Source organism: Candidatus Pelagibacter sp. HIMB1509, from assembly GCF_052047855.1.
In the GTDB taxonomy this organism is placed as follows: Bacteria; Pseudomonadota; Alphaproteobacteria; order Pelagibacterales; family Pelagibacteraceae; genus Pelagibacter.
This window is the reverse complement of sequence record NZ_JBNAIU010000001.1, coordinates 500,647-524,869: the sequence shown is the minus strand read 5'-3', so window position 1 is coordinate 524,869 and position 24,223 is coordinate 500,647. Positions and strand designations below refer to the sequence as shown.

At 26.2% G+C, this 24,223-nt stretch carries 22 protein-coding genes, 2 tRNA genes and 1 other RNA gene; 3 read left to right on the top strand and 22 right to left on the bottom strand.

What is annotated here, in order from left to right; all coding sequences use genetic code 11:
- Position 1 precedes the first annotated feature (1 nt).
- The 19 genes from ACTTBO_RS02710 to ACTTBO_RS02620 form a co-directional block, all read right to left on the bottom strand.
- Positions 2 to 829, bottom strand: coding sequence for an outer membrane protein assembly factor BamD (locus ACTTBO_RS02710; RefSeq protein WP_440656279.1), 828 nt, complete (start codon positions 827 to 829; stop codon positions 2 to 4).
- A 56-nt stretch (positions 830 to 885) separates the two neighbouring features.
- On the bottom strand, positions 886 to 1,806 hold the full coding sequence (gene lpxC, locus ACTTBO_RS02705; RefSeq protein WP_440656277.1) for a UDP-3-O-acyl-N-acetylglucosamine deacetylase: 921 nt from the start codon (positions 1,804 to 1,806) through the stop codon (positions 886 to 888).
- Positions 1,807 to 1,870: 64 nt separating this feature from the next.
- Positions 1,871 to 2,539 carry a hypothetical protein gene (locus ACTTBO_RS02700; protein ID WP_440656275.1) on the bottom strand — a complete coding sequence of 223 codons (669 nt, stop codon included), beginning with the start codon at positions 2,537 to 2,539 and terminating at the stop codon, positions 1,871 to 1,873.
- The gene (locus tag ACTTBO_RS02695) at positions 2,532 to 3,206 is read right to left on the bottom strand and encodes a cell division protein FtsQ/DivIB (RefSeq protein WP_440656273.1); all 675 of its coding nucleotides are present in this window, start codon (positions 3,204 to 3,206) and stop codon (positions 2,532 to 2,534) included. The genes ACTTBO_RS02700 and ACTTBO_RS02695 overlap by 8 nt, the downstream gene beginning before the upstream one ends.
- Entirely contained in the window at positions 3,187 to 4,101 is a 915-nt protein-coding gene (locus ACTTBO_RS02690; RefSeq protein ID WP_440656271.1) for a D-alanine--D-alanine ligase, read from the bottom strand. The genes ACTTBO_RS02695 and ACTTBO_RS02690 overlap by 20 nt, the downstream gene beginning before the upstream one ends.
- Before the next feature lies 1 nt (position 4,102).
- On the bottom strand, positions 4,103 to 5,008 hold the full coding sequence (gene murB, locus ACTTBO_RS02685; protein WP_440656270.1) for a UDP-N-acetylmuramate dehydrogenase: 906 nt from the start codon (positions 5,006 to 5,008) through the stop codon (positions 4,103 to 4,105).
- Positions 5,008 to 6,402, bottom strand: coding sequence for a UDP-N-acetylmuramate--L-alanine ligase (gene murC, locus ACTTBO_RS02680; protein ID WP_440656269.1), 1,395 nt, complete (start codon positions 6,400 to 6,402; stop codon positions 5,008 to 5,010). Before murC ends, murB begins: the two co-directional genes overlap by 1 nt.
- Complete coding sequence (locus tag ACTTBO_RS02675; RefSeq protein WP_440656268.1) at positions 6,392 to 7,459, bottom strand: UDP-N-acetylglucosamine--N-acetylmuramyl-(pentapeptide) pyrophosphoryl-undecaprenol N-acetylglucosamine transferase; 1,068 nt, start codon at positions 7,457 to 7,459, stop codon at positions 6,392 to 6,394. The genes murC and ACTTBO_RS02675 overlap by 11 nt, the downstream gene beginning before the upstream one ends.
- 3 nt (positions 7,460 to 7,462) lie before the next feature.
- On the bottom strand, positions 7,463 to 8,581 hold the full coding sequence (locus ACTTBO_RS02670) for an FtsW/RodA/SpoVE family cell cycle protein (RefSeq protein WP_440656266.1): 1,119 nt from the start codon (positions 8,579 to 8,581) through the stop codon (positions 7,463 to 7,465).
- A complete protein-coding gene (murD, locus tag ACTTBO_RS02665; protein WP_440656264.1) occupies positions 8,571 to 9,854 on the bottom strand; it encodes a UDP-N-acetylmuramoyl-L-alanine--D-glutamate ligase in 1,284 nt (427 codons plus the stop codon). The genes ACTTBO_RS02670 and murD overlap by 11 nt, the downstream gene beginning before the upstream one ends.
- On the bottom strand, positions 9,854 to 10,939 hold the full coding sequence (gene mraY / locus ACTTBO_RS02660) for a phospho-N-acetylmuramoyl-pentapeptide-transferase (RefSeq protein WP_440656262.1): 1,086 nt from the start codon (positions 10,937 to 10,939) through the stop codon (positions 9,854 to 9,856). The genes murD and mraY overlap by 1 nt, the downstream gene beginning before the upstream one ends.
- Complete coding sequence (locus ACTTBO_RS02655; RefSeq protein ID WP_440656260.1) at positions 10,940 to 13,783, bottom strand: UDP-N-acetylmuramoyl-L-alanyl-D-glutamate--2,6-diaminopimelate ligase; 2,844 nt, start codon at positions 13,781 to 13,783, stop codon at positions 10,940 to 10,942. It abuts the gene before it with no gap.
- A 2-nt stretch (positions 13,784 to 13,785) separates the two neighbouring features.
- Entirely contained in the window at positions 13,786 to 15,477 is a 1,692-nt protein-coding gene (locus tag ACTTBO_RS02650; protein ID WP_440656258.1) for a peptidoglycan D,D-transpeptidase FtsI family protein, read from the bottom strand.
- Positions 15,474 to 15,782: a cell division protein FtsL gene (locus tag ACTTBO_RS02645; protein ID WP_440656256.1), complete on the bottom strand. Its 309-nt coding sequence runs from the start codon at positions 15,780 to 15,782 to the stop codon at positions 15,474 to 15,476. Before ACTTBO_RS02645 ends, ACTTBO_RS02650 begins: the two co-directional genes overlap by 4 nt.
- Positions 15,779 to 16,789 (bottom strand): 16S rRNA (cytosine(1402)-N(4))-methyltransferase RsmH, encoded by a 1,011-nt coding sequence (gene rsmH, locus ACTTBO_RS02640; protein WP_440656254.1) that lies wholly within the window; start codon positions 16,787 to 16,789, stop codon positions 15,779 to 15,781. The genes ACTTBO_RS02645 and rsmH overlap by 4 nt, the downstream gene beginning before the upstream one ends.
- Positions 16,790 to 16,807: 18 nt before the next feature.
- Positions 16,808 to 18,283 (bottom strand): cell division protein FtsZ, encoded by a 1,476-nt coding sequence (gene ftsZ / locus ACTTBO_RS02635; RefSeq protein ID WP_440656252.1) that lies wholly within the window; start codon positions 18,281 to 18,283, stop codon positions 16,808 to 16,810.
- Position 18,284: 1 nt separating this feature from the next.
- The gene (gene mraZ / locus ACTTBO_RS02630) at positions 18,285 to 18,752 is read right to left on the bottom strand and encodes a division/cell wall cluster transcriptional repressor MraZ (protein ID WP_440656250.1); all 468 of its coding nucleotides are present in this window, start codon (positions 18,750 to 18,752) and stop codon (positions 18,285 to 18,287) included.
- A gap of 263 nt (positions 18,753 to 19,015) precedes the next feature.
- An RNA gene (rnpB, locus tag ACTTBO_RS02625) (RNase P RNA component class A) lies at positions 19,016 to 19,372 on the bottom strand.
- A 41-nt stretch (positions 19,373 to 19,413) separates the two neighbouring features.
- Complete coding sequence (locus ACTTBO_RS02620) at positions 19,414 to 20,145, bottom strand: N-acetylmuramoyl-L-alanine amidase (protein ID WP_440656248.1); 732 nt, start codon at positions 20,143 to 20,145, stop codon at positions 19,414 to 19,416.
- Positions 20,146 to 20,249: 104 nt separating this feature from the next.
- Between ACTTBO_RS02620 and ACTTBO_RS02615 the strand changes: the two genes are divergently transcribed.
- The 3 genes from ACTTBO_RS02615 to ACTTBO_RS02605 are packed head-to-tail and all read left to right on the top strand — an operon-like array spanning position 20,250 to position 22,135.
- Entirely contained in the window at positions 20,250 to 21,056 is an 807-nt protein-coding gene (locus ACTTBO_RS02615; RefSeq protein ID WP_440656246.1) for an MlaA family lipoprotein, read from the top strand.
- Positions 21,057 to 21,073: 17 nt separating this feature from the next.
- Positions 21,074 to 21,658: an MlaC/ttg2D family ABC transporter substrate-binding protein gene (locus ACTTBO_RS02610; protein ID WP_440656244.1), complete on the top strand. Its 585-nt coding sequence runs from the start codon at positions 21,074 to 21,076 to the stop codon at positions 21,656 to 21,658.
- Between the two features lie 6 nt (positions 21,659 to 21,664).
- Complete coding sequence (locus ACTTBO_RS02605) at positions 21,665 to 22,135, top strand: hypothetical protein (protein WP_440656242.1); 471 nt, start codon at positions 21,665 to 21,667, stop codon at positions 22,133 to 22,135.
- A 3-nt stretch (positions 22,136 to 22,138) separates the two neighbouring features.
- Here the strand turns inward: ACTTBO_RS02605 and ACTTBO_RS02600 are convergent.
- From ACTTBO_RS02600 to rpoD, 3 genes are all read right to left on the bottom strand, one after another.
- Positions 22,139 to 22,215 (bottom strand) — tRNA-Ile (locus ACTTBO_RS02600).
- A gap of 58 nt (positions 22,216 to 22,273) precedes the next feature.
- A tRNA-Val gene (locus ACTTBO_RS02595) sits at positions 22,274 to 22,348 on the bottom strand.
- Between the two features lie 3 nt (positions 22,349 to 22,351).
- Positions 22,352 to 24,175 carry an RNA polymerase sigma factor RpoD gene (rpoD, locus tag ACTTBO_RS02590; protein ID WP_440656240.1) on the bottom strand — a complete coding sequence of 608 codons (1,824 nt, stop codon included), beginning with the start codon at positions 24,173 to 24,175 and terminating at the stop codon, positions 22,352 to 22,354.
- Positions 24,176 to 24,223: the final 48 nt, after the last annotated feature.

Sequence of the window (24,223 nt, the reverse complement as noted above, 5' to 3'; positions counted from 1 at the left end):
CTCAATTAAAAAGAGATTTTGCTCGAGTTAAAATAGAATTTTTCTTTTTTTTTTTAATTAAATTTTTCTTTTTATAATTTTGATTAAATACTCTATAAGAATTTTCATACCATTTAGATGATTTATAATTATAACCTAATAAATTTGCATATTTCTCAGATTCTTCTTTTAAACCTAATATGAAATAAATCTCTACCAATCTATGAAGTGCTTCTTCTACATACACTGTGGTATCGTAATCGTCTATTACAGTTCTAAATCGATTAATTGCAGAAATCCATTTTTTTCTTTCCAAATAATATCTGCCAATATACATTTCTTTTGATGCTAACGTATCATTTATAAGATCTAATTTAAATTCTGAGTCTAGTGAATATTCTGTATCAGGATAATTTTTAATGACATACTGAAAAGTTTCTTTTGCATTAATAATTGATTTTAAATCTTTTTTTTCATCTACAATCTGCTCATAATAGCAAATTGCTAGTAAATAATTTGCATAATCGATATTATCGCTTAGGGGATAAACTCTTTTAAATCTTATTAATTCGGCAACTGCGTCACCATAATAATCTTGTGTATAGTAAGAATAAGCTGCCATTAATGCAGATTTAGGAGCCCAAATCGATTGTGGAAACAAAGTTTCTGCTTCATTAAATTTTTTTGCAGCAAATAACACATCACCAGACTCTAAAGACTCCAACCCTTCTGAATAAGCTTCATAAACTTGCATGTCCAAACTTTTTTCAGATATTTTAGATTGTTTTAAATTTTCTTTTGAGCAAGATACTAATAAGACAAATAATAATACTATCAGAGTTGATCTCATAATATTTGTTATACTTTTTAATTAGATTTTTTAAAGTTATCTTTTATTATTACAAATTAGGCAATCGATCTCAAAAAGCCTTTATTGATTAAAGAATAAGGAAGGTTTTTTTCTTTAATTTCTAAAATAGAAAAATTTTCTTTTTTTTCAAAAACTTTTCTCAACAATTGATTTGTAAGGTAATGACCACCTTGCGAACACTCAATACTAGCTATCATTCTATAACCACATGTATACAAATCACCTATGCAGTCTAAAATTTTATGATTAACAAATTCTTTTTTATTTCTTAGGCCTTCTGGATTTAAAATTTCTTTACCTTTAACTACCACAGCATTATCCAAACTCCCTCCTTTAGCAAGGCCACTTTTTTTAATTAACTCTATATCCTCAAACAAACAAAATGTTCTTGAATTATAGACTTCGGATAAATCATCTTCGTATATTTTAAATTTATTTCTTTGATTTCCAATAATTGAGTTTTTGTATTTTAGTTCAAAATCAATATCTAAACTTAAAGTTGATGGTTTGATATTTATATAACGATTACCTTCAGAATATTTTACTTCCTTATTTATTTTAACTATTTTTATTGGAGACTCAGAAACTTCAATCCCAGCTGAAATTATTTTTTCAATAAAAACTTTTGCAGATCCATCTAGTATTGGAACTTCTTCATTGTCAATTTCAATTAATGCATTATCTATACCCATCCCAAATAATGCACACATTAAGTGTTCAATAGTTGAAACCTTAGCTCCAAATTCATTTTCAATAGTAGTATTTAAAGACGTATTAGTTACATTCATAAAGTTTGGATAAACAAGATTATTACTTTTCAAATCCACTCTCTTAAAAACTATTCCAAAATTGGGAAATGCTGGTTTAATACGAACATTCACATTCAAACCACTATGAAGAGAAACTCCACTAAATGAAATACTATTTTTAATTGTTTTTTGATTTAAATAAGGCACATGTGACTTTTATTTCGTATGATCGACTATTTAAAAACAATTATTATTACAAGAAAAAACAAAATTAACCAAATAATTGAAAAAATTTTTCAAAAAATCCATGCTTTTTTTTAGGTTTTGAAATTATTTTAACTTCATTATTATTTAGTCCATTAAGTAACTTATTTGCTTTTTGTGAAATATCGAAATTTTCATCTTTCAAAAATTGATTTACATATTCTTTTTCTAAATAATTATTAACTTGAATTTGATATTTTTTTAAAATTTTTTCTATTTCAAATAAAATTAAATTTGAAATAGAGATTAATTTAATCTCTAAACATATTTCATCATTTATAATTTTATATTTATTTATTATCATGTGAATAAGTTTATGATGATTGTAATTTTCTTTAAATAAATCTTTAATATCTGTAAGCATGCTTTTATAAATTAAGTTGGTAATTTCTCCAGAATAATTTTTTTTTTTTATACATATATCAGAGATAAGAAATGATTTATTTTCAATAATGACATTAATCTTATTTACAAAATCTCCAGCTAATTTTTCAATTTTAAAAATATTATTTTCCAAAAATTCACTTAAAAGATTAAATTCTATTTTTTCTGAATCAGATTTAAATTTAAATTCTTCATGATGTATATTTTTATAATTTTTAATATCTAGTAAATATATTTCAAACTTTCCATAAGAAATAATTAAATAAGTTTCAAAATTTATTTCTTCATTCATCTAAAATTATTATTTGATTTTTTATTCTTGCATCCACTATCTTTTTATTTTCTAATTTATTATTTTTTAAAAAAATTAAAATTTCATTTAAGGTTTCTTTTTGAATTCTCTCAGGCAATTTAATTATTATATTTTTATCTAATTTCAAATCCCATCTATTTGATTTAAAATAATATAATGTGTTTATTTGTGAATATTCAATATTTGATTGATCAATAATTTTCTTTAATTCTAAAATTTTAATTATTTCTGGATTCCCAAATATATATGGTAGTTGTATTTCTAAATTATTATTTTTTGATAATTTGCCGTTATTTCCAACCAAGAAAAGCTCTCCATTTTGATTAATCCTAGCAATAAAATTTGTTTTTTTTATATTAATATCAATTGAATGAGGATATTTTTTTATAACATTGTACTCTTCAACTAATGAATTATCTTCAATTATATTTTGGAAGTTTTTTTTATTAATAAAAAAAATATTCTTTAAATCTAGATTTTTTAAATTATTAAGTATTATTTTTTGATCATTTTCTTCTAAACCAAAAATATTAATATTTTTTATTTTTTTAAATTTTAAATTACTTATTAAATTATTATTTATCGAACCTACTAAAATAAATAAAAAAAAGTAAATTAAGATTTTTTTACTTTTTCTTTGATGCATCTTTTAAAATCCATTCAATTAATTTCAAAAAACTAATTCCTTCATAAGAAGCTATTTCAGGTACAAGAGATAATTTTGTCATACCAGGTTGTGTGTTAATTTCTAATAGATAAAATCTTCCTTTGTAATATTTAAAATCTGAACGTGTTACACCAGAACAACCAATGATCTTGTGTGCTTTAAACGCAATATTCAGTACTTGATTTAATTTTTTATTTGGTAAATCAACAGGGATTATATGTTTAGTTTTTGCATTTGTGTTGTACTTTGCTTGATAATCATAGAAAGCTCTTTTGGGTTTTAATTCAATTGCTCCAAGTTTTTTATTACCCATAATTGCTACTTGAATTTCTCTTCCTCCAATAAATTCCTCAATCATAATTTTTTTGTAATCTTTTAATGATTTTACTTTTTGAGTTAGATTAGATTTGTTACAAATAAAAACATTAACACTTGAACCCTCATTTAAAGGTTTTATTACTACAGGGAATTTTAATTTTGACTGAATTTTTTTTATTAACTCAGAAGATTTATAATCATAATTATAAATAAAAAATTTTGGTGTAATAATTTTATTTTTAACAAAAATTTTTTTTGAAATTTCTTTATCCATAGCTATAGATGAAGCAACAACACCAGAATGGGTATAAGGAATTTTAAATTTCTCTAAAATACTTTGGATATATCCATCCTCTCCAAATTGACCATGCAATGCATTAAAAATTATATCAGGTTTAAATTTTTTGATATTTAAAAATAAAAATCTATCTGGTTCAGAAATCTGAATTTTATATCCATTTTTTTTTAGCTCTTGGGCAACCTGTTTACCTGTATCAAGACTTATTAATCTCTCCTTTGATATTCCACCCGAAAGTATTAATATTTTTTTTTTCAATTTATTCTAAAATTTTAATTTCAGTTTCTAACTTTACACCTGTTTTCTCAAAGACATTTTTTGAGACATATTCGATCAAATTCTTCATGTCTTTAAATTTAGCATTACCTTTATTTACAAAAAAATTACAGTGTTTTTCTGAAATATATGCATCACCAAAAGAAATATCTAATGGAACCGAATCTTTTATTAGTTCCCAAACCTTTTTTTCAGATTGATCTAAAGGGTTTTTAAAAGTACTTCCGCTGGTTTTAATTCTTGTTGGTTGTGCTTTTTCTTTTTTTTCTTTCAAAAAATTCATTTCATTTTGGATTAATTCTTTTTCTTTCTTAAAGCCTTTAAAGGAGGCGCTTAAAAAAATAAGGTCGTCAGATAAACCACTATCTCTGTATTTAAAATTTATATCTTTTGCAGGTATAGTTATTACCTGACCAGATTTAGTAACTGCTTGAATCGAAACAAGAACATCTTTAAATTCTCTATTGAAACAGCCTGCATTCATTTTAATTCCACCGCCAACTGTGCCTGGTATACAAGACAAAAATTCAAAACCACCTAAACTATTTTCTAATGCAAATTCTGATAATGCTTTGTCACTAACAATACTTCCTGCAATAATTATATCATCTGATAGAACTGAAAAATTATTAAAATTATTTGCAAGCTTGATTACTACACCATCATATTTATCGTCAGTTATCAATGTGTTTGATCCTCCACCTAAGACAAAAATATTTTCTTTATTTTCTATAATTTTTAAAAATTTGATTAAATCTTTTAAATTATCTGCTTTAAAATAAATTTTAGCTTTACCTCCAATATTAAACCAATTTTTTTTTTTTAAATCACAGTCTAACTTTAGGTTTTGACCAAACTCTTCTGACAGTTCTTTCAAATTAGTTTTCATTATAAATATTTAGGTAATTCTCTCATCCAGCTTGAAATTGAACCAGCACCCATACCAATGACAATTTTTTTTCCATAAATATTACTTTTTACATATTTTGCTAATTGAAATCGATCCTCTATCATTAATAATTCAACCCTCGAATTTTTGATAATTTGTTTTGCAAAACTAAGATAACTAAATCCGAGTTTCATTTTTTCACCAGCATTATAAATTGGAAATAAAATTACTTTATCAGCATCTCTAAAAGCGAAACTAAACTCTTTTTTTAAATCTTTTACTCTTGATATTCTATGGGGTTGAAAAATACATATCTTCTCATAACCTTTATAAACTTTCATTACCCCATTAAGTACTTCTCTTATCTCAGTTGGGTGATGTGCATAGTCATCAAAAAAATCAACATTATTAAAAGAAAAAATCTTATTAAATCTTCTTTGAACACCTTTAAAATTTTTAAGTCCTTTTTTTATGTTAACTATTGATATTCCAACAGTCAACGATACCGCAAGAGCAGCAACCGCATTTTTAATATTATGATTTCCAAGTAGAGGGATTGTTATATTTTTTAAATATCGATTTTTTTTATTTGGTAATTTTATTAATAAATCAAATTTTGAAAATTCTTTAAATTGATTTATATTTTTTATAGAAAAGTTCGATTTAGGATCTTCACCGTATGTATAGAAATTTTTCTTTTTAATATTTTTTATTAGATTTTTGTTATTCTTATCATCTAAACAGATAAATGATTTTCCAAAAGATGGAACCTTCTCAACAAAATCAATAAAATATTTATTTAATTTTTTCATCGAATTATAAAAATCCATGTGCTCTCTATCAATGTTAGTGATTATAGAGTAAGTTGGTGGAATAAATATAAAGCTACCATCAGACTCATCTGCTTCTAATATAGACCAATCACTTTTACCTAATTTTGCTGTATTATTTATCGAATTTATAATTCCTCCATTAATAATCGTTGGGTCTATTTTTGTATTCTGAAAAATTGATGCAATTAAAGAAGTAGTTGTTGTTTTGCCGTGAGATCCAACGACAACAATATTCTTAGAAAGAGACACAATGTTTGCTAGCATTTCACCTCTTTTGTATATTGGTAGACCTTTTGATTTTGCTTCAATTAATTCTGGGTTATTTTTTTTTATTGCTGAAGAAACAACCAAAATTGTAGCCTGACTTATATTTTGTTTTTTATGTCCTAAGTAAACTTTGATTTTTTCTTTTCTAATCCTATTAATATTTTTATTGTTTGAAATATCGCTTCCTTGAACTTTAAAACCTTTTCTCTTCATAATCATTGACAGGCCACTCATCCCTATTCCGCCTATACCAACAAAATGAATAACTTCTGATTTAGCTAATTCAATTTTCATTTAAAATTTCCAATAAATTTTGATTAACATTATTCCAAGTATTTTGATAATTTAATTTCTTTAGATTTTCTTTTTTTGCAACATAATCTTCATCTTTATTTGATATTTTCAACAATAATTCTTCAAATTTTTTTTTATCAAATTTTTTTTGATCAATTATCCAACAGCAATTTTTATCATAATAATATTTAGCATTTTCATATTGATGATTATCTTTAGAACTAGGAAGTGGTATGGCGATAAAAGGAACATTCATTAATGACATTTCAGCTAAGCTTGAAGCACCTGACCTTGATATACATAAATCAGATTGTTTCAGGAGTTCGTTTAAATTTTGATCAAAACTAAAAACTTTGCTTTCTATGTTATTAATTTTATAAAAATTTTTTAAATAGTTTATGTTTTTTTCACTAGTTTGATGGATTACATTAATTAAGCAATATTTTGAGATACTCAAAATTGTTTCATTAATAAGTGTATCAAAAATTTTAGCTCCTTGACTACCTCCAATAATCATGATGGTAAATAAATTTAAATCTTTTTGGTATAAACTTGATCCGTAATATTTTTTTCTTATTAAAGGTTTTATAATTTTTTTTTGGTTTTCAAATTTTTTTGGATAATTTTTTAAGTTTATTGAATAACAAATTAATTTTTTAGAAAAATTTAAAAAAAATTTATTCGCTCTTCCTAAAACCATATTTGGTTCAATTAAAAAAATTTTAATATTTAGAATTTTTGCTGCTAAACATAAAGGTAAAGACATGTACCCACCCGTTGAAATTAAGTAAGAAATTTTTTCTTTTTTTAATATTTTTAGAGAATTAATTGTTAATATTAAGACTTTAAATAATTTAAATGGAAAAAGTATTAAGCTATTAAACTTTGGTGTATCTATTAAAATATATCTATAATCATTTTTTTCTAAATATTTTAATCCTCTAGAATCTGTTGAGATTATTGTGTCATATTTTTCTTTTAAATGGTCATGAATTGTAATTGCAGGAATGACATGTCCTCCAGAACCTCCAGTGGAAATTAATACTTTTTCTCTCACTTATTATATTTTTCTTTTTGTTAAGTTTAAAATTATACCTGTCAATATTGAGGTACTTACAATTGAAGAGCCTCCATAACTCAAAAAAGGTAATGTCATTCCAGTTGTTGGAAATAATCTTATATTAACTCCGATATGAATTGTGGCTTGCATGAGAATTAAACTTACTGATCCAATAAGAATAAGTTTATTTTGCTCCTCAGTTTCAAAACTTATTTTTTTAAAAACCATATAAATTAGGACTAAAAACAAAATTAAGATTAAAATTATGGCAATCACTCCAAACTCTTCGGAAATTACTGAAATAATATAATCAGTATGTGCTTCTGGCACTCTATTTTTAAGTATTCCTTCTCCTATTCCTTTTCCAAAAAAACCTCCACTTGTTATTGACTCTATTGCTTTATCTGATTGAAAATTATGAGTACCTGTTTCTTTATCAAAAAATGAAAAAATTCTGGCTTTAATATAATTAAATTTTGGTATGTAAATAATCATATAAGACAACAAAATTAATCCAATAGAAGAGATTGTGAGCAAAAAATATAAATTAATACCTGAACAAAATATCAAAACAGCCCATGAAAAAACTACTAATAATGTTTGACCAATATCTGGCTGAATTATCAGTAGTAAAGAAACTAAAGTCATTAAAATTGTTGATGCCAAATATTTTAATAAAATATTGGTTTCATTTTTACATAAAATAATTGCAAGAATTACAATCAAGAAAGGTTTCACTATCTCTATGGGTTGAAATCTTGGTAAAAAAAATAAATCGATCCATCTTCTTGATCCCTTAACTTCTATGCCAATTATAGGTACTAAAAACAAAGAGAGTAATGAAATAAAAAAGAGAATTATTGAAAATTTATATAGTTTATCTTGATTTAAAGATGAAAAAATAAAAATAAGAATTACTCCAATAATTACATAAATTAAATGTTTAAAAAAAAAGAAATAATTGTTGGTATCTAATTTATCTGAAGCTATGAGTGATGTTGATACTAAAGAGAAAAAAAGTCCACTAGTGAATAAAATACTAACTAAAAACAATATAGGTTTGTCAATATTTTTCCACCACTGGTAATAAAATTTATAAATTATGCTATTACTTTGCATATATTAATTTTTTAACTATTTTATTGAAGTAATTGCCTCGATCTTCAAAATTTTTAAAACTATCAAATGATGCACCAGCAGGACTAAAAAAAATTATATTTTTTTTAATTTCTTGTTCTTCTATCTCTAAGAAAATTGCACGTAAGGTTTCATTTAAAGTTTTATATTTTTTAACCTTTAATTTATCTCTCAAAACTTTATGAAACTTATTTCGATATGAACCAAAAATATACGCTTTGATATTTTTACATTTTATTTTAGATAATTTGAACTTATCGTTTTTTTTTGGTATTCCTCCCAAAATCCAATAAACATCATTCAAATTATTTAATATATTTTCTGAAGAAGCAAAGCTTGTTGATTTAGAGTCGTTTATTATTGTTAAATTTTTTTTATCAAAAACAATTTGTTGTCTATAATTAAGACCTTTAAAATTATTAATTGTTTGGATTAATCTTTTCTTAGAAAGTTTCAATTTACGTGCAATTTCAAAAATAAATGAAAGATTTTCTCTATTACCGTCGGAAGCAAAGTATTTATTGCTAATCTTATCAATTATGTTTTTCAAATTTGAGATATCAACTTTATAAATTTTTGACTTAAATTTATTCTTTTTAATTTTTTTTGAAATTAATGAATCATTTTTTTTAACGTATGCAAAATTTCCCTTAACTTGAGACTCGATTAATTTAAATTTTGCATTAACATAATTTTTTAGGTTCTTATGTCTTTCAATGTGATCTGCTGAAATATTTAGAATTAAGCTATACTTTGATCTAAATATCTTTGAATAATCTAGCTGATACGATGAGGCTTCAATCACAAAAATCGTTTTTTTTGTTATTTTTTTCTCTGCAAGTGCTGGATTTCCTATGTTCCCAATCAATCGAGCATCTTTTTTTTGATCAACCAAAGCATCATGTAGTATTTTTGCTGTGGTTGATTTTCCGTTAGTACCTGTGATTGTTATGCTCAAATTATCATAAAAAGAGTACAAAACATCAAGGTCTGTATAAATTTTTTGTAAATTTTTTTTCAAGAAAGTCGATAATTTACATTTTGAAATATCTATTCCTGGACTAATAATAATTAAATCAAAACTTATTTCTGAAATTTTACTTAAACTAACTAATTTTTTATTTATTTTTGAATTGTCATCGAAAAGATAAACATCTGCTTTTTTTTTTAAAAATTTATATGAAGATATTCCACTTTTTCCTAATCCATATATTAATATTTTTTTTCTTAAAAAAATATTTTTTTTATTTTTCATTATCTTAATTTCAACGTAGCAAGTCCTATCATTGCTAAAATTATTGAGATAATCCAAAATCTAATAACTACAGTAGACTCGGGCCAACCTTTTTTCTCAAAATGATGGTGTATGGGTGCCATTCTAAAAATTCTTTTTCCTGTAAGCTTAAATGAAATTACCTGAACCATTACGGAGACTGCTTCTAAAACAAAAAGACCTCCAGTTATTGCTAAAACAATCTCATGTTTTGTTATAATACCAACCGCCCCTAAAGAACCACCCAAAGATAAAGAGCCTGTGTCTCCCATAAAAATTTTAGCTGGTGGAGCATTAAACCATAAAAACCCTAAGCAAGCTCCAATAATTGCTCCACAAAAAATTGCAACTTCACCTGTTCCTTCAATGTAAGGAATTTGTAAATAATTTGAAAAAACAATATTTCCAGTTACATAGCTTATAAATGCAAAACAAGCTGCCACCAATATTACTGGTACTGTTGCTAAACCGTCTAGACCATCTGTAAGATTTACAGCATTAGAAGAACCTATTATTACAAATACAGCAAAAGGTATAAAAAACCATCCAAGATTAATTATTAAATTTTTAAGAAAAGGAAAATATAAATTATTTAAATCTTGATAATCATTCAAATAGACAAACAAACTTACTCCTAATAACGCTAATATAATCTGTGCAATTATTTTAAACTTTGATGAAATACCAGAGGAATTACTTTGCTTAATTTTTTTATAATCATCAAATGCACCGAGTAATCCAAATGAAATAGCAATGTATAAACAAAATAGGATATTATTATTTGATAAATCTGCCCATAAAATAACCGAAATTATTAAGCCAAGTAAAATAATAATTCCACCCATTGTTGGAGTTCCAATTTTTTTAACTATGTGATCTTCAGGTCCATCATCTCTAATTGGATTAAAAATTTTTTGATTTGAAAAAAATTTTATAAAAGGACCTCCAATAAACAAAACTATTACTAATGACGTAAAAAAAGATAAACCAGTTCTGAAAGTTAAATATTTGAAGACGTTTAAAAAGCCGAAATTATCAACAAAATTTAATAGAAACTGGTATAGCATTTAATTTAAACCCTTTATTTCATTAACTATCTTATTGAAACCTGTCGCAAGTGAGGCTTTAATCATTAAATAATCATTGTTTTTAATATCATTACTAATCAAATCATTGATCTGAGAATTCTTACTTAATATTTTGCCTTTTTTACTATTCAATATTTTTTTATATATTAAAGAAGCCATTTTTCCTTTTACAAAAACTTTATCAATTTTAGTTTGATTTATTAATGGAGCAATAGATTCATGAAGTTTTTTAGAATAACTACCAAGCTCCAACATATCTCCAAGCAGCAAATATTTTTTAGACTTGTTTGACTTTATTTTATCAAAATTTTTAATAGCTGAACTTAATGATAGCGGGTTTGAGTTATAACTTTGATCAATTAAATTTATTTTTTTATTATTTATTTTTATTGTTGAATGGTCCCCTCTTCCATCAGGAATTTTAAAATTTAAAAAAATATTTTTATTTAAATTAAATATATTTGAATTCACACTAATAACAGCTAATGCAGATAGAATATTATAAATATTGTTTTGATAGTCATCAGAGATTACAAAATATTTAGTTTTATTCATAAATCTAATTTTAATTTTAAAATTTTTTCCAAACGATTTAATATCTATTAACTTAATATCTGCTCTTTTACTTTTGATACCAAATGAAATTAATTTAAGATTTTTCTTTTTAGAAATTTTACTATGAAGTTTAAAAAATTTATCATCTGCATTTAAGATAATAGAACCATTTAATTTAATATTATTTATAATCTCTGATTTTGCTAATGCAATCTGTTTTATATTTTTAAAATTTTTTGCATGTGCATAATTTATATTTGTAATAACTCCAACATTTGGCTCAATTATTTTTGTTAGATAATCAATCTCACCCTTTTTATCCATTCCTACTTCTAAAACTCCATATTGATCATTTTCTTTAATATTAAGAAGACTTAAAGGAACTCCAAATTTATTGTTATAAGACTTTGGTGATATACTTGTATTTGAAATTTTTCCCAACACACTTCCCAATAATTCTTTGAGTGTAGTCTTCCCACAACTACCTGTAATAGCTACAATGTTAGTGCTTATATTTTTTCTGTATACTTTTGAAACATTTGTTAAAAATTTTAAGGTGTTTTTAACTTTTATCTGCCGTTTATCATCTAGATTATTTTGAATTTTATTTACAATTGCTAATGATGCTTTTTTCTTAAACGACTGTGAAACAAATTTATTTCCATCATTTACTTTTCCTTTAATAGCAAAAAAAACATCGTTTTTTCTTACTTCATCAGAATTAATACTCACATTATTTATAGAAATAGACTTTGGTAATTTTTGAGTGTTAGAAAGTTCTTTAATTATATTTATTTTTAATTGATCGGATAAATTTTTATTTTTTTTATTGATTTCTTTTAGAATTTTTATTCTATCGGAAAATTTGATTTTCTTTTTACCAATTTCCTGTGTGTTTTCGTGCCCTTTTCCTGCAACTAATAAAATATCTCCACTTTTTAAATTTTTAATAGCCTGAGATATTGCTATTGCTCTATTAGAAATTTCTGTAATTTTCTTAGCATTGATGCCTTTTTTAATATCTTTTCTTATTTTTATTGGGTTTTCGTAACGAGGGTTATCATCAGTTAGATAGATATTATCTGCATAAATACTTGCTATTTTACCCATTTTCATCCTTTTGTTTTGGTCTCTATTCCCCCCACAACCAAATAAAAGGTTTAACTTTTTATCAGGAAATTGCTCTTTAATATTTAAAAGACAAACCTTTAAAGCATCAGGAGTGTGTGCATAATCAAGAATAACAATCGAATTATTTTTAATTGTTCCAATTTTTTCTAATCTACCTTCAACTGGTTTTAATTTTGGTAAGACTTTTAAAATATTTTCAAAATTTAAATTACTTTTTTGTGCTGCAATTGCAGCCATCAAAATATTCTTGATTTGAATTTTACCTATTAAATTTAAGTTAATTTCCTTAAATGAATCTTTATTTTTTATTTTAATCAATTGATTTTCATTGTCATATCTATGAGATAATATTTGAAAATTATTTTGTTTTTCATTTATTGCTGATAATTTTAATTTTTTCTTTAAAGAGATTTTCTTGATTGTTTTATATTGAGGTATATTTTTATCAGTAATTATATTCCCTTTTTTTTCAATTAAATTCTCAAATAAATAAAGTTTTGCTTTTAAATAATTTTTAAAATTTTTATGATAATCAAGATGATCTTGTGATAAATTTGTAAAAATTCCAGATTTAAAGTTTAATCCATCTAATCTATATTGTTTTAATCCATGACTGGAAGCTTCCATTATAACATTATCAACTTTTTCTTTTTTTAATTTTTGTAAGATCTGACCTAAATTAATTGGATCAGTTGTTGTATTAAATAAATTTAAATTTATATTTTTTGATTTAACCCCCAGTGTTCCAATTGAAGCAACCTTTTTTTTATTTAATTGCATTATTTGAAGATAAAATTCAGCAACTGAAGATTTTCCATTAGTTCCTGTAACAGCTACTAAATTTTTTGGTATTTTGTTGTAAATTTTAAATGAGACTTCTGCTAATAGTTTTCTTATATTTTTTGTTCTTATAAACAAAATTCCATTACGAAAATTTTTTATTTTTTGTTCTGTTACAATTATTTTAGAACCTTTTTCTATAGCTTTAGAGATGAATTTATTTCCATCTATACTGTTTCCCTTAATTGCAAAGAAAATATTATTTTTTTTTAATGATCTAGTATTAAAAGAAATTCCTGAAAAAAATAACTTTTTATAGTTTTTGTGGATACCATCAAAATAATTTCCAAGTAACATTATTAGTCAACTTGTATATATTTTGTGGCTAAAATAGGCCCAATTTTGTCAATCACTTTACCTGCTACTTCTACTGATGTCCATCCAGCTGTATTGTAAAGTGTTCCTTTCCATCCACCTTTTCTATGCCTATACTTATAATAATAATCTTTTGATTTTTTAGGTGTATCTAACATCACTACAAATACAAATTGTGGATTTGATGTTGGAAATACCGAACTAAAAGTATTTATTTTTGCCTCAGAATATTTTCCTCCTTCTGGTTGATCAGCTGTGCCTGTTTTGCCTCCAATTTCATAATTTTGAACATCTGCAAATCTAGCAGTACCCTCCTCTGTATTAACAATTTTTCTTAAAGCATTAACAACTTGTTCTGAAATTCCTTTATTAATTATTCTTTTGTTGTTATTTTTTTTATTATTTTCCTTAAAAACCAAAGTTGGATTTACATCATAGCCACCATTAGCTAAAATAGCATATCCTTTAGCTAGTTGAAGAATAGTTGTTGCTACTCCATGACCAAAAGAGGCTGTTGCTAATCTACATTTTCCAAAATCATAATCAATTTGAGGTGCCACTTCTTCAATGTCAAAATTAATCTGAGTCAATACTCCAATATCCTCTAAAAAGGATTTAAATTTTTCTGGGCCAACTTTTTGAGCAATTCGTACAGATCCTATGTTTCCAGATCTAACTAAAATTTGCTCAGCAGTTAAATCTGAAGGTATTTCATTATCATATTCTCCAATCCTGTATCTGTCACATTTAATTGATTTTGGTAAATTTAAAAATTTAGTGTCTGGTTCAATTAATTTCTCATTTAAAGCACTTGCAAAAGTAAAAACTTTAAAAACTGAACCAAGTTCATATGTTCCTTTTGTTACTCTATTAATATAATTTACATCTGATATATTTTTTCTCTCATTTGGATTAAAATCAGGTAATGAAACTAAAGAGAGTATATTGCCATTATTAACATCCATTAAAATCGCTGCACTTCCTTTGCTTTTAAAAATTTCCTGATATTTTAATAATTCTTTTCTAATTAAAAATTGAATGTCTTTATCAACAGTTAATTTAATTGGGTCTCTAGATGATCTAAGATTTTGATTTAACGATTTTTCTAATCCAGAAATACCATTATTGTCATTATCTATTTGTCCTAAAATATGACTAAAAAGATTTTTCTGTGGATACATTCTAAGGACTTTTTCTTCAGGAATAAGAGATTTATCTCCCAACTTCATAATTTGCTCATATTTTTCCTCTGAAATTTTTTTCTCTAAATAAAAAAACTTTTTGTTTTCTATTTTTTTTTCAATTTCATTAAAATCTTTGTCTGGGAAAATAATTTTTAGACTTAACAGTAATTTTTCTTTACTAATTATGTCTGAAGTTTTGAGACCAACATCAATTGACTTAACTGTTTTTGCTAAGTAATTTCCATTAATATCTAAAATATCTGCTCTATAAAGATCACTACTGAAAGTAAGCGTGTTGTTTGTATTTTCAACTTTTGCCTCTCGAGACCCTAAATGAATTAAATGTATTGTATATATTGAATAAATAACAAAAAAGACAAAGAAAATAAAAGCAACTCTATTAAATTGAATATTTAATCCAGTATTACTTTTTTTATAAACAAAATCATTTTTGTGATCTTCAATTGTTAATCTTTCTTTAAAATTTCTCATTTTTCCTTAGTAATTTTATATTTCTCTAATTTATTTACATTTTCTGAAATATTATAAATTTTAATATCTTCTATTTTTTTTTGAACTAATTGATCTTCAAAATATAAAGATTGATATTCCAATAATTTTTCAGCAGAACTTAGATAATCATATTCCAACTGAATATTTTCTAAATCTGATTTTAAAAGTCTTACACTTTCTTTATAGGCAAATATTTTATCTTCAATTTTTTTTGTGGTATTCTTGATAATTGCTGTAGTTAAAACTAAAATTATAATTGTTAATGCTACTAATAATTTTTTCAAAGTTTATCTCCATACCTTTCAATTTCTAAAAAATTTTTAAATTTTTCCTCTATATCTGTATCAAAATTAAAGAAATCACTTTTCTTAATTGCATATCTTAGTTTTGCAGATCTCGAAGAAGGATTTTCTTTTATCTCAAGATCAGATGGAATAATTGGTTTTTTTTGACTTAAATTAAATAAAGTTTCTTTTTGTTCAGTTTGAGGTGTATATCTTGAAATACTTTTGTTTTGAGAAAGACTTTTTAAAAAATATTTTACAATTTTATCTTCTACAGAGTGAAAAGTAACAACAGCTAAAACACCTCCTTTTTTTAGTACTTTTGTAGCGTTTATCAATCCATAAATTAATTCACTTATTTCTTTATTCACAAAAATTCTAAGAGCTTGAAAAACTTTAGTTGAATTATGAACTTTAAAATTCTTTCTTATTTTTGATTTATCAACAATTTTAATTAAACCCTGTGTATCAATTTTCTTATTTAATCTTTCTTTTACAATATTTTTAGAAATATATTTTGCATCTTTTTCATCTCCAAAGTATTTAAAAATTTTCTCCAACTCTTTTGCATCAAGTTTATTTATAGCATCAGCAGCTGAATAATTATTTAAACCCAATTGCATATTTAAATTTGTCATTGAGTTGAAAGATAATCCTTTTTTTGGATCTTTCATTTGTGTTAATGAATATCCAAGATCAAAAATAACACCTTTGATATTTTCGTTTTTAATTTTTAAATTAGTTAATTGACTGAATTTTAAATTTTTAAAAACAAATCTATCTTCAAAATCATCTAATATTGAATTTGCAATTTTTTGACTTTCAATATCCCTATCAAGTCCTATTACCTTCGTATTTTCAAACTCCAGTATTTTTTTTGAATATCCGCCTTGACCAAATGTACAGTCTATAAATGTGCCACCATGTTGAGGGGTGATAACGCTAATAATTTCTTTTAGCAGTACAGGATAATGTTTTTTTACATCCGGTACTATGGTGGCTTCCATTTATTTCTTTGAAGACCATTAATTTTTTTGTCTTCTTAGGAAAGCAGGAATTTCAAGATCGTCTTCATCTTCTTGATCTTCAGAATTCAACAAATCTGAAGGTGAAGAGTTTTCACTTTCTGAACTAAATAAATCTGGTGAGTCAGAATCTACGCCAAACTCCTTAAGATCATTTGAAGGTTTTTCTTGAAAATTTTCATCATGATTTTTTTCTTCAAATGTTTCTACTGCTTCTTGAGTAAATGATTTTTCCATTTCATTTACAGTGCTGTCTTCGATAATGTTTTCTGTTATTACACTGTTTTCTGAAGTGAAATTTTCGTTCATCATTTCATTTTCAACACTTGCTTGCTCTTGTTCTTGAACCATCTCATTCTCAACCTTAAGAGCGTTAGCACCATGAGTGATTGGGCTTGATGAGTTTGAAAAATTAAAAGCTGGAGAACTCATATTTGAAAAATCAGAGTAACCTGGATTACGATTTTGAATTCTGTGCACCATATTTACCACTGATTTAGATTCGGGTTGTTGTCCATCTAGTGAAGTTGCAACAATTGAAACTCTCATTTTTCCATCTAGGTCAGCATCAGTTATTGCTCCTATAATTAACTCAGCCTCTGGATCAACTTCTGCTCTTACTTTGTTAACTGCTTCATCAACTTCAAAAAGTTTTAAGTCTTTACCACCTGTGATATTTACTAGCAATCCTTTAGCGCCCTTTAAAGTGTAATCATCAATTAATGGATTACTAATTGCCATCTCCGCAGCTTTGAGTGCTCTACCTTCGCCTTCAGATTCTCCAGTACCCATCATAGCTTTACCCATTGAAGCCATTACAGTTTCAACATCAGCAAAATCTAGATTAATTAATCCAGGTCTTACCATTAAATCTGTAATACTCTGAACGCCATGCATCAATACGTTATTTGATAGATTAAAAGACTCTTCGAACGTTGTTTGTTCATTTGCAATTTTAAATAAGTTTTGGTTTGGAATAACAATTATAGTATCCACATGTTTTCTTAATTCTTCCAATCCTTGTTGTGCTCTTCTCATTCTAGAGGGGCCTTCATATAAAAATGGAAGAGTCACAACACCTACTGTTAAAATATTTAATTCTTTAGCAGCTCTTGCGATGACATGAGCGGCACCAGTACCAGTTCCACCACCCATACCAGCTGCAATAAAAACCATATTTGCACCTTGAAGTGTATTTACAATTTCGTTTAATGATTCATCAGCAGCTGCTTGTCCAATATCTAATTTTGCACCTGCGCCTAAACCTTTTGTTAAATTTAAACCAATTTGAATTCTAGTTTTTGCTTTGCTTAACTTTAAATCTTGAGCATCTGTATTTACTGCAATAAACTCTACTCCTTGAAGTTTATTATCAATCATTTCATTTATTGCGTTTCCTCCAGCTCCACCAACTCCTAAAACTAAAAGTCGTGGCTGAAGTTCTTTTATCTCTGGTGCTTTAAAGTTAATTGTCATCTTATTTCCCCTCGTTGTTGTTTAAATGTTTTTCCCATTTAAGACTTGCTCGATTTAAATTTGCTTTTTTTCTTGCTGATGTCTTAAATTTTTCAAATGCTGTTGGTTCCCAAATTTGAAAGGTTTGACCTTGACCAACAAACAACATGTAATTTTTTATTTTTGCATGTTTTAATAATTTTGATGGAAGAGAAATTCTACCCTCACTATCAAACTGCAAATTAGTGCTTTCTGCTAATATGGATGTTGCAAAATAATCTCTTTTTTCCTCAAAAGGATTTAAAGAATCTATTGCTGAGGAGATTTTTTCAATTCTGTCTTGAGAGCATGCTTCTATCGAAGAATTATTAAAAGATGGATAACATATAACGCCATTATAACCTAAATTAGACAAATGAGATCTGAAGCTAGCAGGCACAGATACCCTCCCTTTTTTGTCTAGTCTGTTCTCGTAAGTAGATAAAAACATATATTTTTAATTTTATAAATTCCATAAATGGGAATATATGGGAATATATGGGTATTTAAAATGATAGTCAAATATTGATTCTGTGCTTAATTAAAGTCATTTTACGAGGAAAAATTTTAAATAATGATTTAAAATTGATGAGTTTTTTCATTTAATTGTTTGCTGAGCTAATAAGGTTGCTTATTCGAGCTCTATTTAAATTTATCCTTCAAGCTACAAAAATAATTGTATTGATATTTTGTTTTTTTGTTTCTGAATTTTGAAGTGCCAGATAAACTATAAGCCGGGTTCTGTCATTTAAACTTATCATTTATCTAGGCTTAAGATCACTCTTAAGCTCAAGCAACTAACCCTGATGACTAGCCAAGGACGGCTTTTAGTTTTGCAACAATGTCATCTCTACTTAGTTTTGCTCCCAGTGGGGTTTTCCAGCGTTCATTGTTACCAATAGAACCGGTGTGCTCTTACCACACCTTTTCACCCTTGCCATGTTATGGCGGTTTATTTTCTGTGGCACTATCCCTAGGGTTTCCCCCGCCAGGCATTACCTGGCACTGTGTCCTTGTAGAGCCCGGACTTTCCTCTTTAAAATAAATTAAAGTGATAAGTCATTTATCTGGCAAATGGAACTTATAATTAAACTTAAAAATTACAAGATAATTTAATTAAACTTTTTTATTAAGTTTTTACTTATTAACAAACATTCTTTATCAATTTTCCCATCTATCAATTCTTGTCTAAATCTCCTTTGAAATGCAACTGTGATATTTTTATTGTATTTTTTTTCATTTATTTTCAAGTTCTTAGGATATCCAATTTTATAAAGATTATTTATAAATTTTGTTTTTAATAGGTTGCTTAATTTTAATCTTCTATAAACTTTAATTTCATTTGACTTTAACTCATGCCAGATACCTATCTTTTTTTTTGATAAATATTCCCAAGGAAATTTTTCACCTGGATCTTTTTTTCTATCTGGTGCAATATCCGAATGACCTAATATTGAATTTGTATTAATTTTATATTTTTTAATAATATGTTTTGTCAATTGAATTAAAGAGTAAATTTGTTTTTTTGAAAATTTTTTATACTTAAACTCATGACCAGGATTATTTATTTCAATTCCAATAGAATTTTTATTTAAAGATTTAAACTTTTTCCAACTAGAAACTCCTGCATGCCAAGCGATATATGAATCAGGTACCATTCTTAAAATTTCACCGTTATTTTTTATAAAGTAATGACAACTTACTTTGGACTTAATATCTAATAATTTATCAATAGCTTTTTTTTCATTTTTCATTCCTGTGTAATGAAAAATAATGAAATTAATTTCATCTAAACTCCTTTTTTTTGAATCAAAATTAGGTGAATAATTTGGATTTATTTTCATGCTCAATTTGGGGGCTATTTTCAACAATTATTAAACACTTTATTGACATTTTTCTAATTTAAAAATTACTTTATTATAAAAATTTATATAATATAAGGTGAGCAATGTTTAAAAAAATATTAATAATCTTTTTTCTAATTTTCTTACAAGGATTTAGTGCTCATGCGGGATCAGACGGAGAATTAACTTTAAACAAAAAGAAAACTGAGCAAGTAACAAAAACTAGAGACTGCTTTGAAAAATTAAATAGAGCAACTTTTTCATTTAACCAAGGTCTTGATAAAACATTATTAAAACCTATAGCAAAAGGATATAGAAAATTACCAGAGGGAATACAAACAGGCACAAGTAATGCGGTAAGAAATTTATCTAACTTAATAACAATACCAAATAATGTTTTACAAGGTGATGTTAAAACTGCATTCGTCAATACGGGAAGATTGATAGTCAATACTACTGTTGGAATTTTAGGTTTTGTTGATGTTGCTAATAAAATAGGATTTCCGAAATACGAAAGAGAAGATTATGGTCAGACGTTAGGTAAATGGGGATTTGGACCAGGTTGCTATCTTGTACTTCCAGTACTAGGGCCATCCACCGTTAGGGATACTACGGGATCATTTGTTAATGTATTAGGTGGGGACCCTTGGTATAATGTCTCTACTCATGGTAATAATGAATTTTTGAGTGAAGGAGTTTATTTGGCATCTAAAGGTATAAGTGGTATTGAATTTAGAGCAAATAACATAGAGTCACTTGAAAATCTTGAAAAAAATTCAATAGATTTTTATGCTTCTATCAGAAGTTTATATTTACAAGATAGAGAAAATAAAATTAAAAATCTTCAAAGAGGAAACCTAGAAATAATTTTTGAAGATGATAATGGCTGGGAAGAAATCGACAACAAATAATTAATTATTTCAATAAAATGAAAAAATTACTTATCTTATTTATCTTATTTAATCTTAGTTTAACAAAAAGTTTCTCGATAGAAGCAGATGTTTTTGTTCAGTCTACTGTTAATAGAGCTGCTGAAACTTTAAGTAGTGGTTTAACTAAAGAGGAAAGAATGAATAAATTAAAATCGATAGCTTTAGATACAGTTGATATAAAAGGTATAGGTTTCTATTCACTTGGAGCTCATAGGAAAAGTGCATCTGATGAACAAAAAAATGAATATGAGAAAGTATTCAGTGAATATTTTTTACAAAGTTTCTCAAGCAGACTAGCGGAGTATTCTAATCCTATTATAAATGTAGACTCAAAAAAAAAAATAAACGAAAACTATACTATAGTCTCAAGCACTCTTGCGGCGACTGATAATAGACCAGCTGTTAAAATAGATTGGAGAATCTATACAAAAAATAAGGAACAACCACTTATTAGAGATCTTATTATTGAAGGATTAAGTTTAGCAAGAACTCAGAAAGAGGAATTTAATTCAATTATCCTTAGTGCTGATGGTGATATCAATGCATTGATTTCAAAATTAAGGGATTTTTCAAACAGCTAATAAATTTTGAAGATTTCAACTAAATCAATACTTTTAATTTCAGCTTTAACTTCCTCATTTTTTTTAATCTACGCATCATATAAAGGGGTAATTTTATACTTTGTTAATGAGGCAATGGAGGATACCTTTGTAGGTGGAAGTACATCTGACATTTCAATTTTTTTGTGGTTTACAATTTCTGGAATTTTAATGCTTATCACTCTTATGTTTCTATTTTTTTTAAAAATAAAAGATTTAAAAAGTCAAAAAATTATTATTACGGGTTTAACAGTTTTTTGGATTATAATTTCAATATTTTTAACTCTTATAAATTTCTCAAATTTTTGGATTTCATTGCTTACTTTTACCGTTGGTATACTTTCATTTTTATCTATGAAAAATCTTAAAAAAACAATAGTTGCAGAATTAAATAGAAAAGGTTTAACAGATAAAGAAATATATCTTTTGCGGAAATTAGCAGGTGTATCAAAAGATTAAGTTTGGTGGGCCCGCCAGGACTCGAACCTGGGACCAATACATTATGAGTGTACTGCTCTAACCAACTGAGCTACAGGCCCAAAATAGTAGTTTGTTATATCATTTTTATTAACTTATCAATTAAAGATAAATCAATATTGGTGGGCCGTGTTGGTTACGCTCCAACTACCCCTGCAATGTCAATGCAGTACTCTACTATTGAGCTAACGGCCCAATCTAACTTTCTAAGAAACTTTTTAGTTGTTTAGATCTACTTGGGTGTTTTAGTTTTCTGAGAGCCTTAGCCTCTATCTGCCTAATTCTTTCTCTTGTCACAGAAAACTGTAAACCAACTTCCTCCAAAGTATGATCTGTATTCATACCAACACCAAATCTCATTCTTAATACTCTTTCCTCTCTTGGTGTTAAAGTAGATAAAATTTTTGTAGTTGCTTCTCCAAGGTTAGATTTTATAGCTTGCTCTAATGGCGCTAATGCCTTTGTATCTTCTATAAAGTCTCCTAAACTACTATCTTCTTCATCACCAACAGGTTTTTCAAGGGAAACTGGTTCTTTCGAAATTTTTAATACTTTTCTAACTTTATCTAGAGGCATTCTTAGTTTTTGTGCCAACTCTTCTGGAGTTGCTTCTCTCCCAAATTCACTTAAAATTAGTCTTTGAGTCCTAACTATTTTATTTATAGTCTCTATCATGTGAACAGGTATACGAATTGTTCTTGCTTGGTCAGCAATCGATCTAGTAATTGCTTGTCTAATCCACCAAGTCGCATAAGTAGAAAATTTATAACCCCTTCTATACTCAAACTTATCTACTGCTTTCATTAACCCAATATTACCTTCTTGAATTAAATCTAAAAATTGTAATCCTCTATTTGTGTATTTTTTAGCAATTGAAATCACTAATCTAAGATTAGCTTCAACCATCTCTTTTTTTGCTATTCTAGACTCTTTTTCACCTTTCTGAATTCTGCTTACTAATTTTTTAAAATCAGTAACAGAAATTCCAAGTTTATGACTAATTTCAATAAGTCTTTCTCTTATATTTTTAAATTCCTCTTTATTTTTTGTAAAGAATTGCTTCCAAACTAAATTGGTATCTAAAAATTTTTTAAGATTTGGATTTATTTCATTGCCGACATAAAATTTTATAAATTCATTTCTTGATATTTTTTGATCCATAGCAAGTCTCAAAAGGTTTCCTTCTAAAGAAACAATTTTTTTATTCTCAACATAATGTTTTTGTACGAGTTCTTCTAAAACAGATGGAGAAAGCTGAAGTGAATTAATATTTTCTAAAATATCATTTACAATTTTTTCGTAACCTTTTTCCTTAGCAGGTGTAAAGTTTTGAGAATTTAAAACACAATCTAACTTTTCTTTTTGATATTTAATAAGTTTTGTGTATTGTATAGTTAGTCTATTAACTGTTTTTAATATTTTTGGTTTAATTTCTGTCTCCATTGCAGCAAGAGTTGGATTAAAGTCATCATCTTCATCTGATGAGCTCTCCTCGTTATCTAATTCACCAGCATTTTTTTGTTTAGCACTAGGTCCTGTTGACTCATCTTCCATATAATTTGTATCAATATCTATAATTTCTCTAACCAATATTTCATCTTTTTGAAGTTTTTCATTCCACTCAAAAAATTGTTGCGCTGTTATTGGGCTTTGTGATAGTGCAATTAACATCACATCTTTTCCAGCCTCTATTCGTTTTGCAATTGCAATTTCTCCCTCTCTTGAAAGTAATTCAACACCTCCCATTTCTCGGAGATACATTCTGATAGGATCATCACTTTTCTCAATTGTTTTACCTTCTTCTTTGTTTGAGTTTTCTTTTTTTCTTAGTACTTTAAAATCTGATTTTTTTTCAACTAATGAAATATTTTCATCTAAGATATGGATAAAAGCTTGAGCAAGATTTTCATCAGATAAATTTCTTTTACCTAACGATTTACTTAATTCTTCATAAGTTATGAAACCTCTATGAGTTCCACGACCCATTAATCTAGCAAATGATTTTGTAATAATTCTTTCCACAGCGATAAAGTTGAAAGTCTTATATAATGTCAAATCTGTAAAAATCCA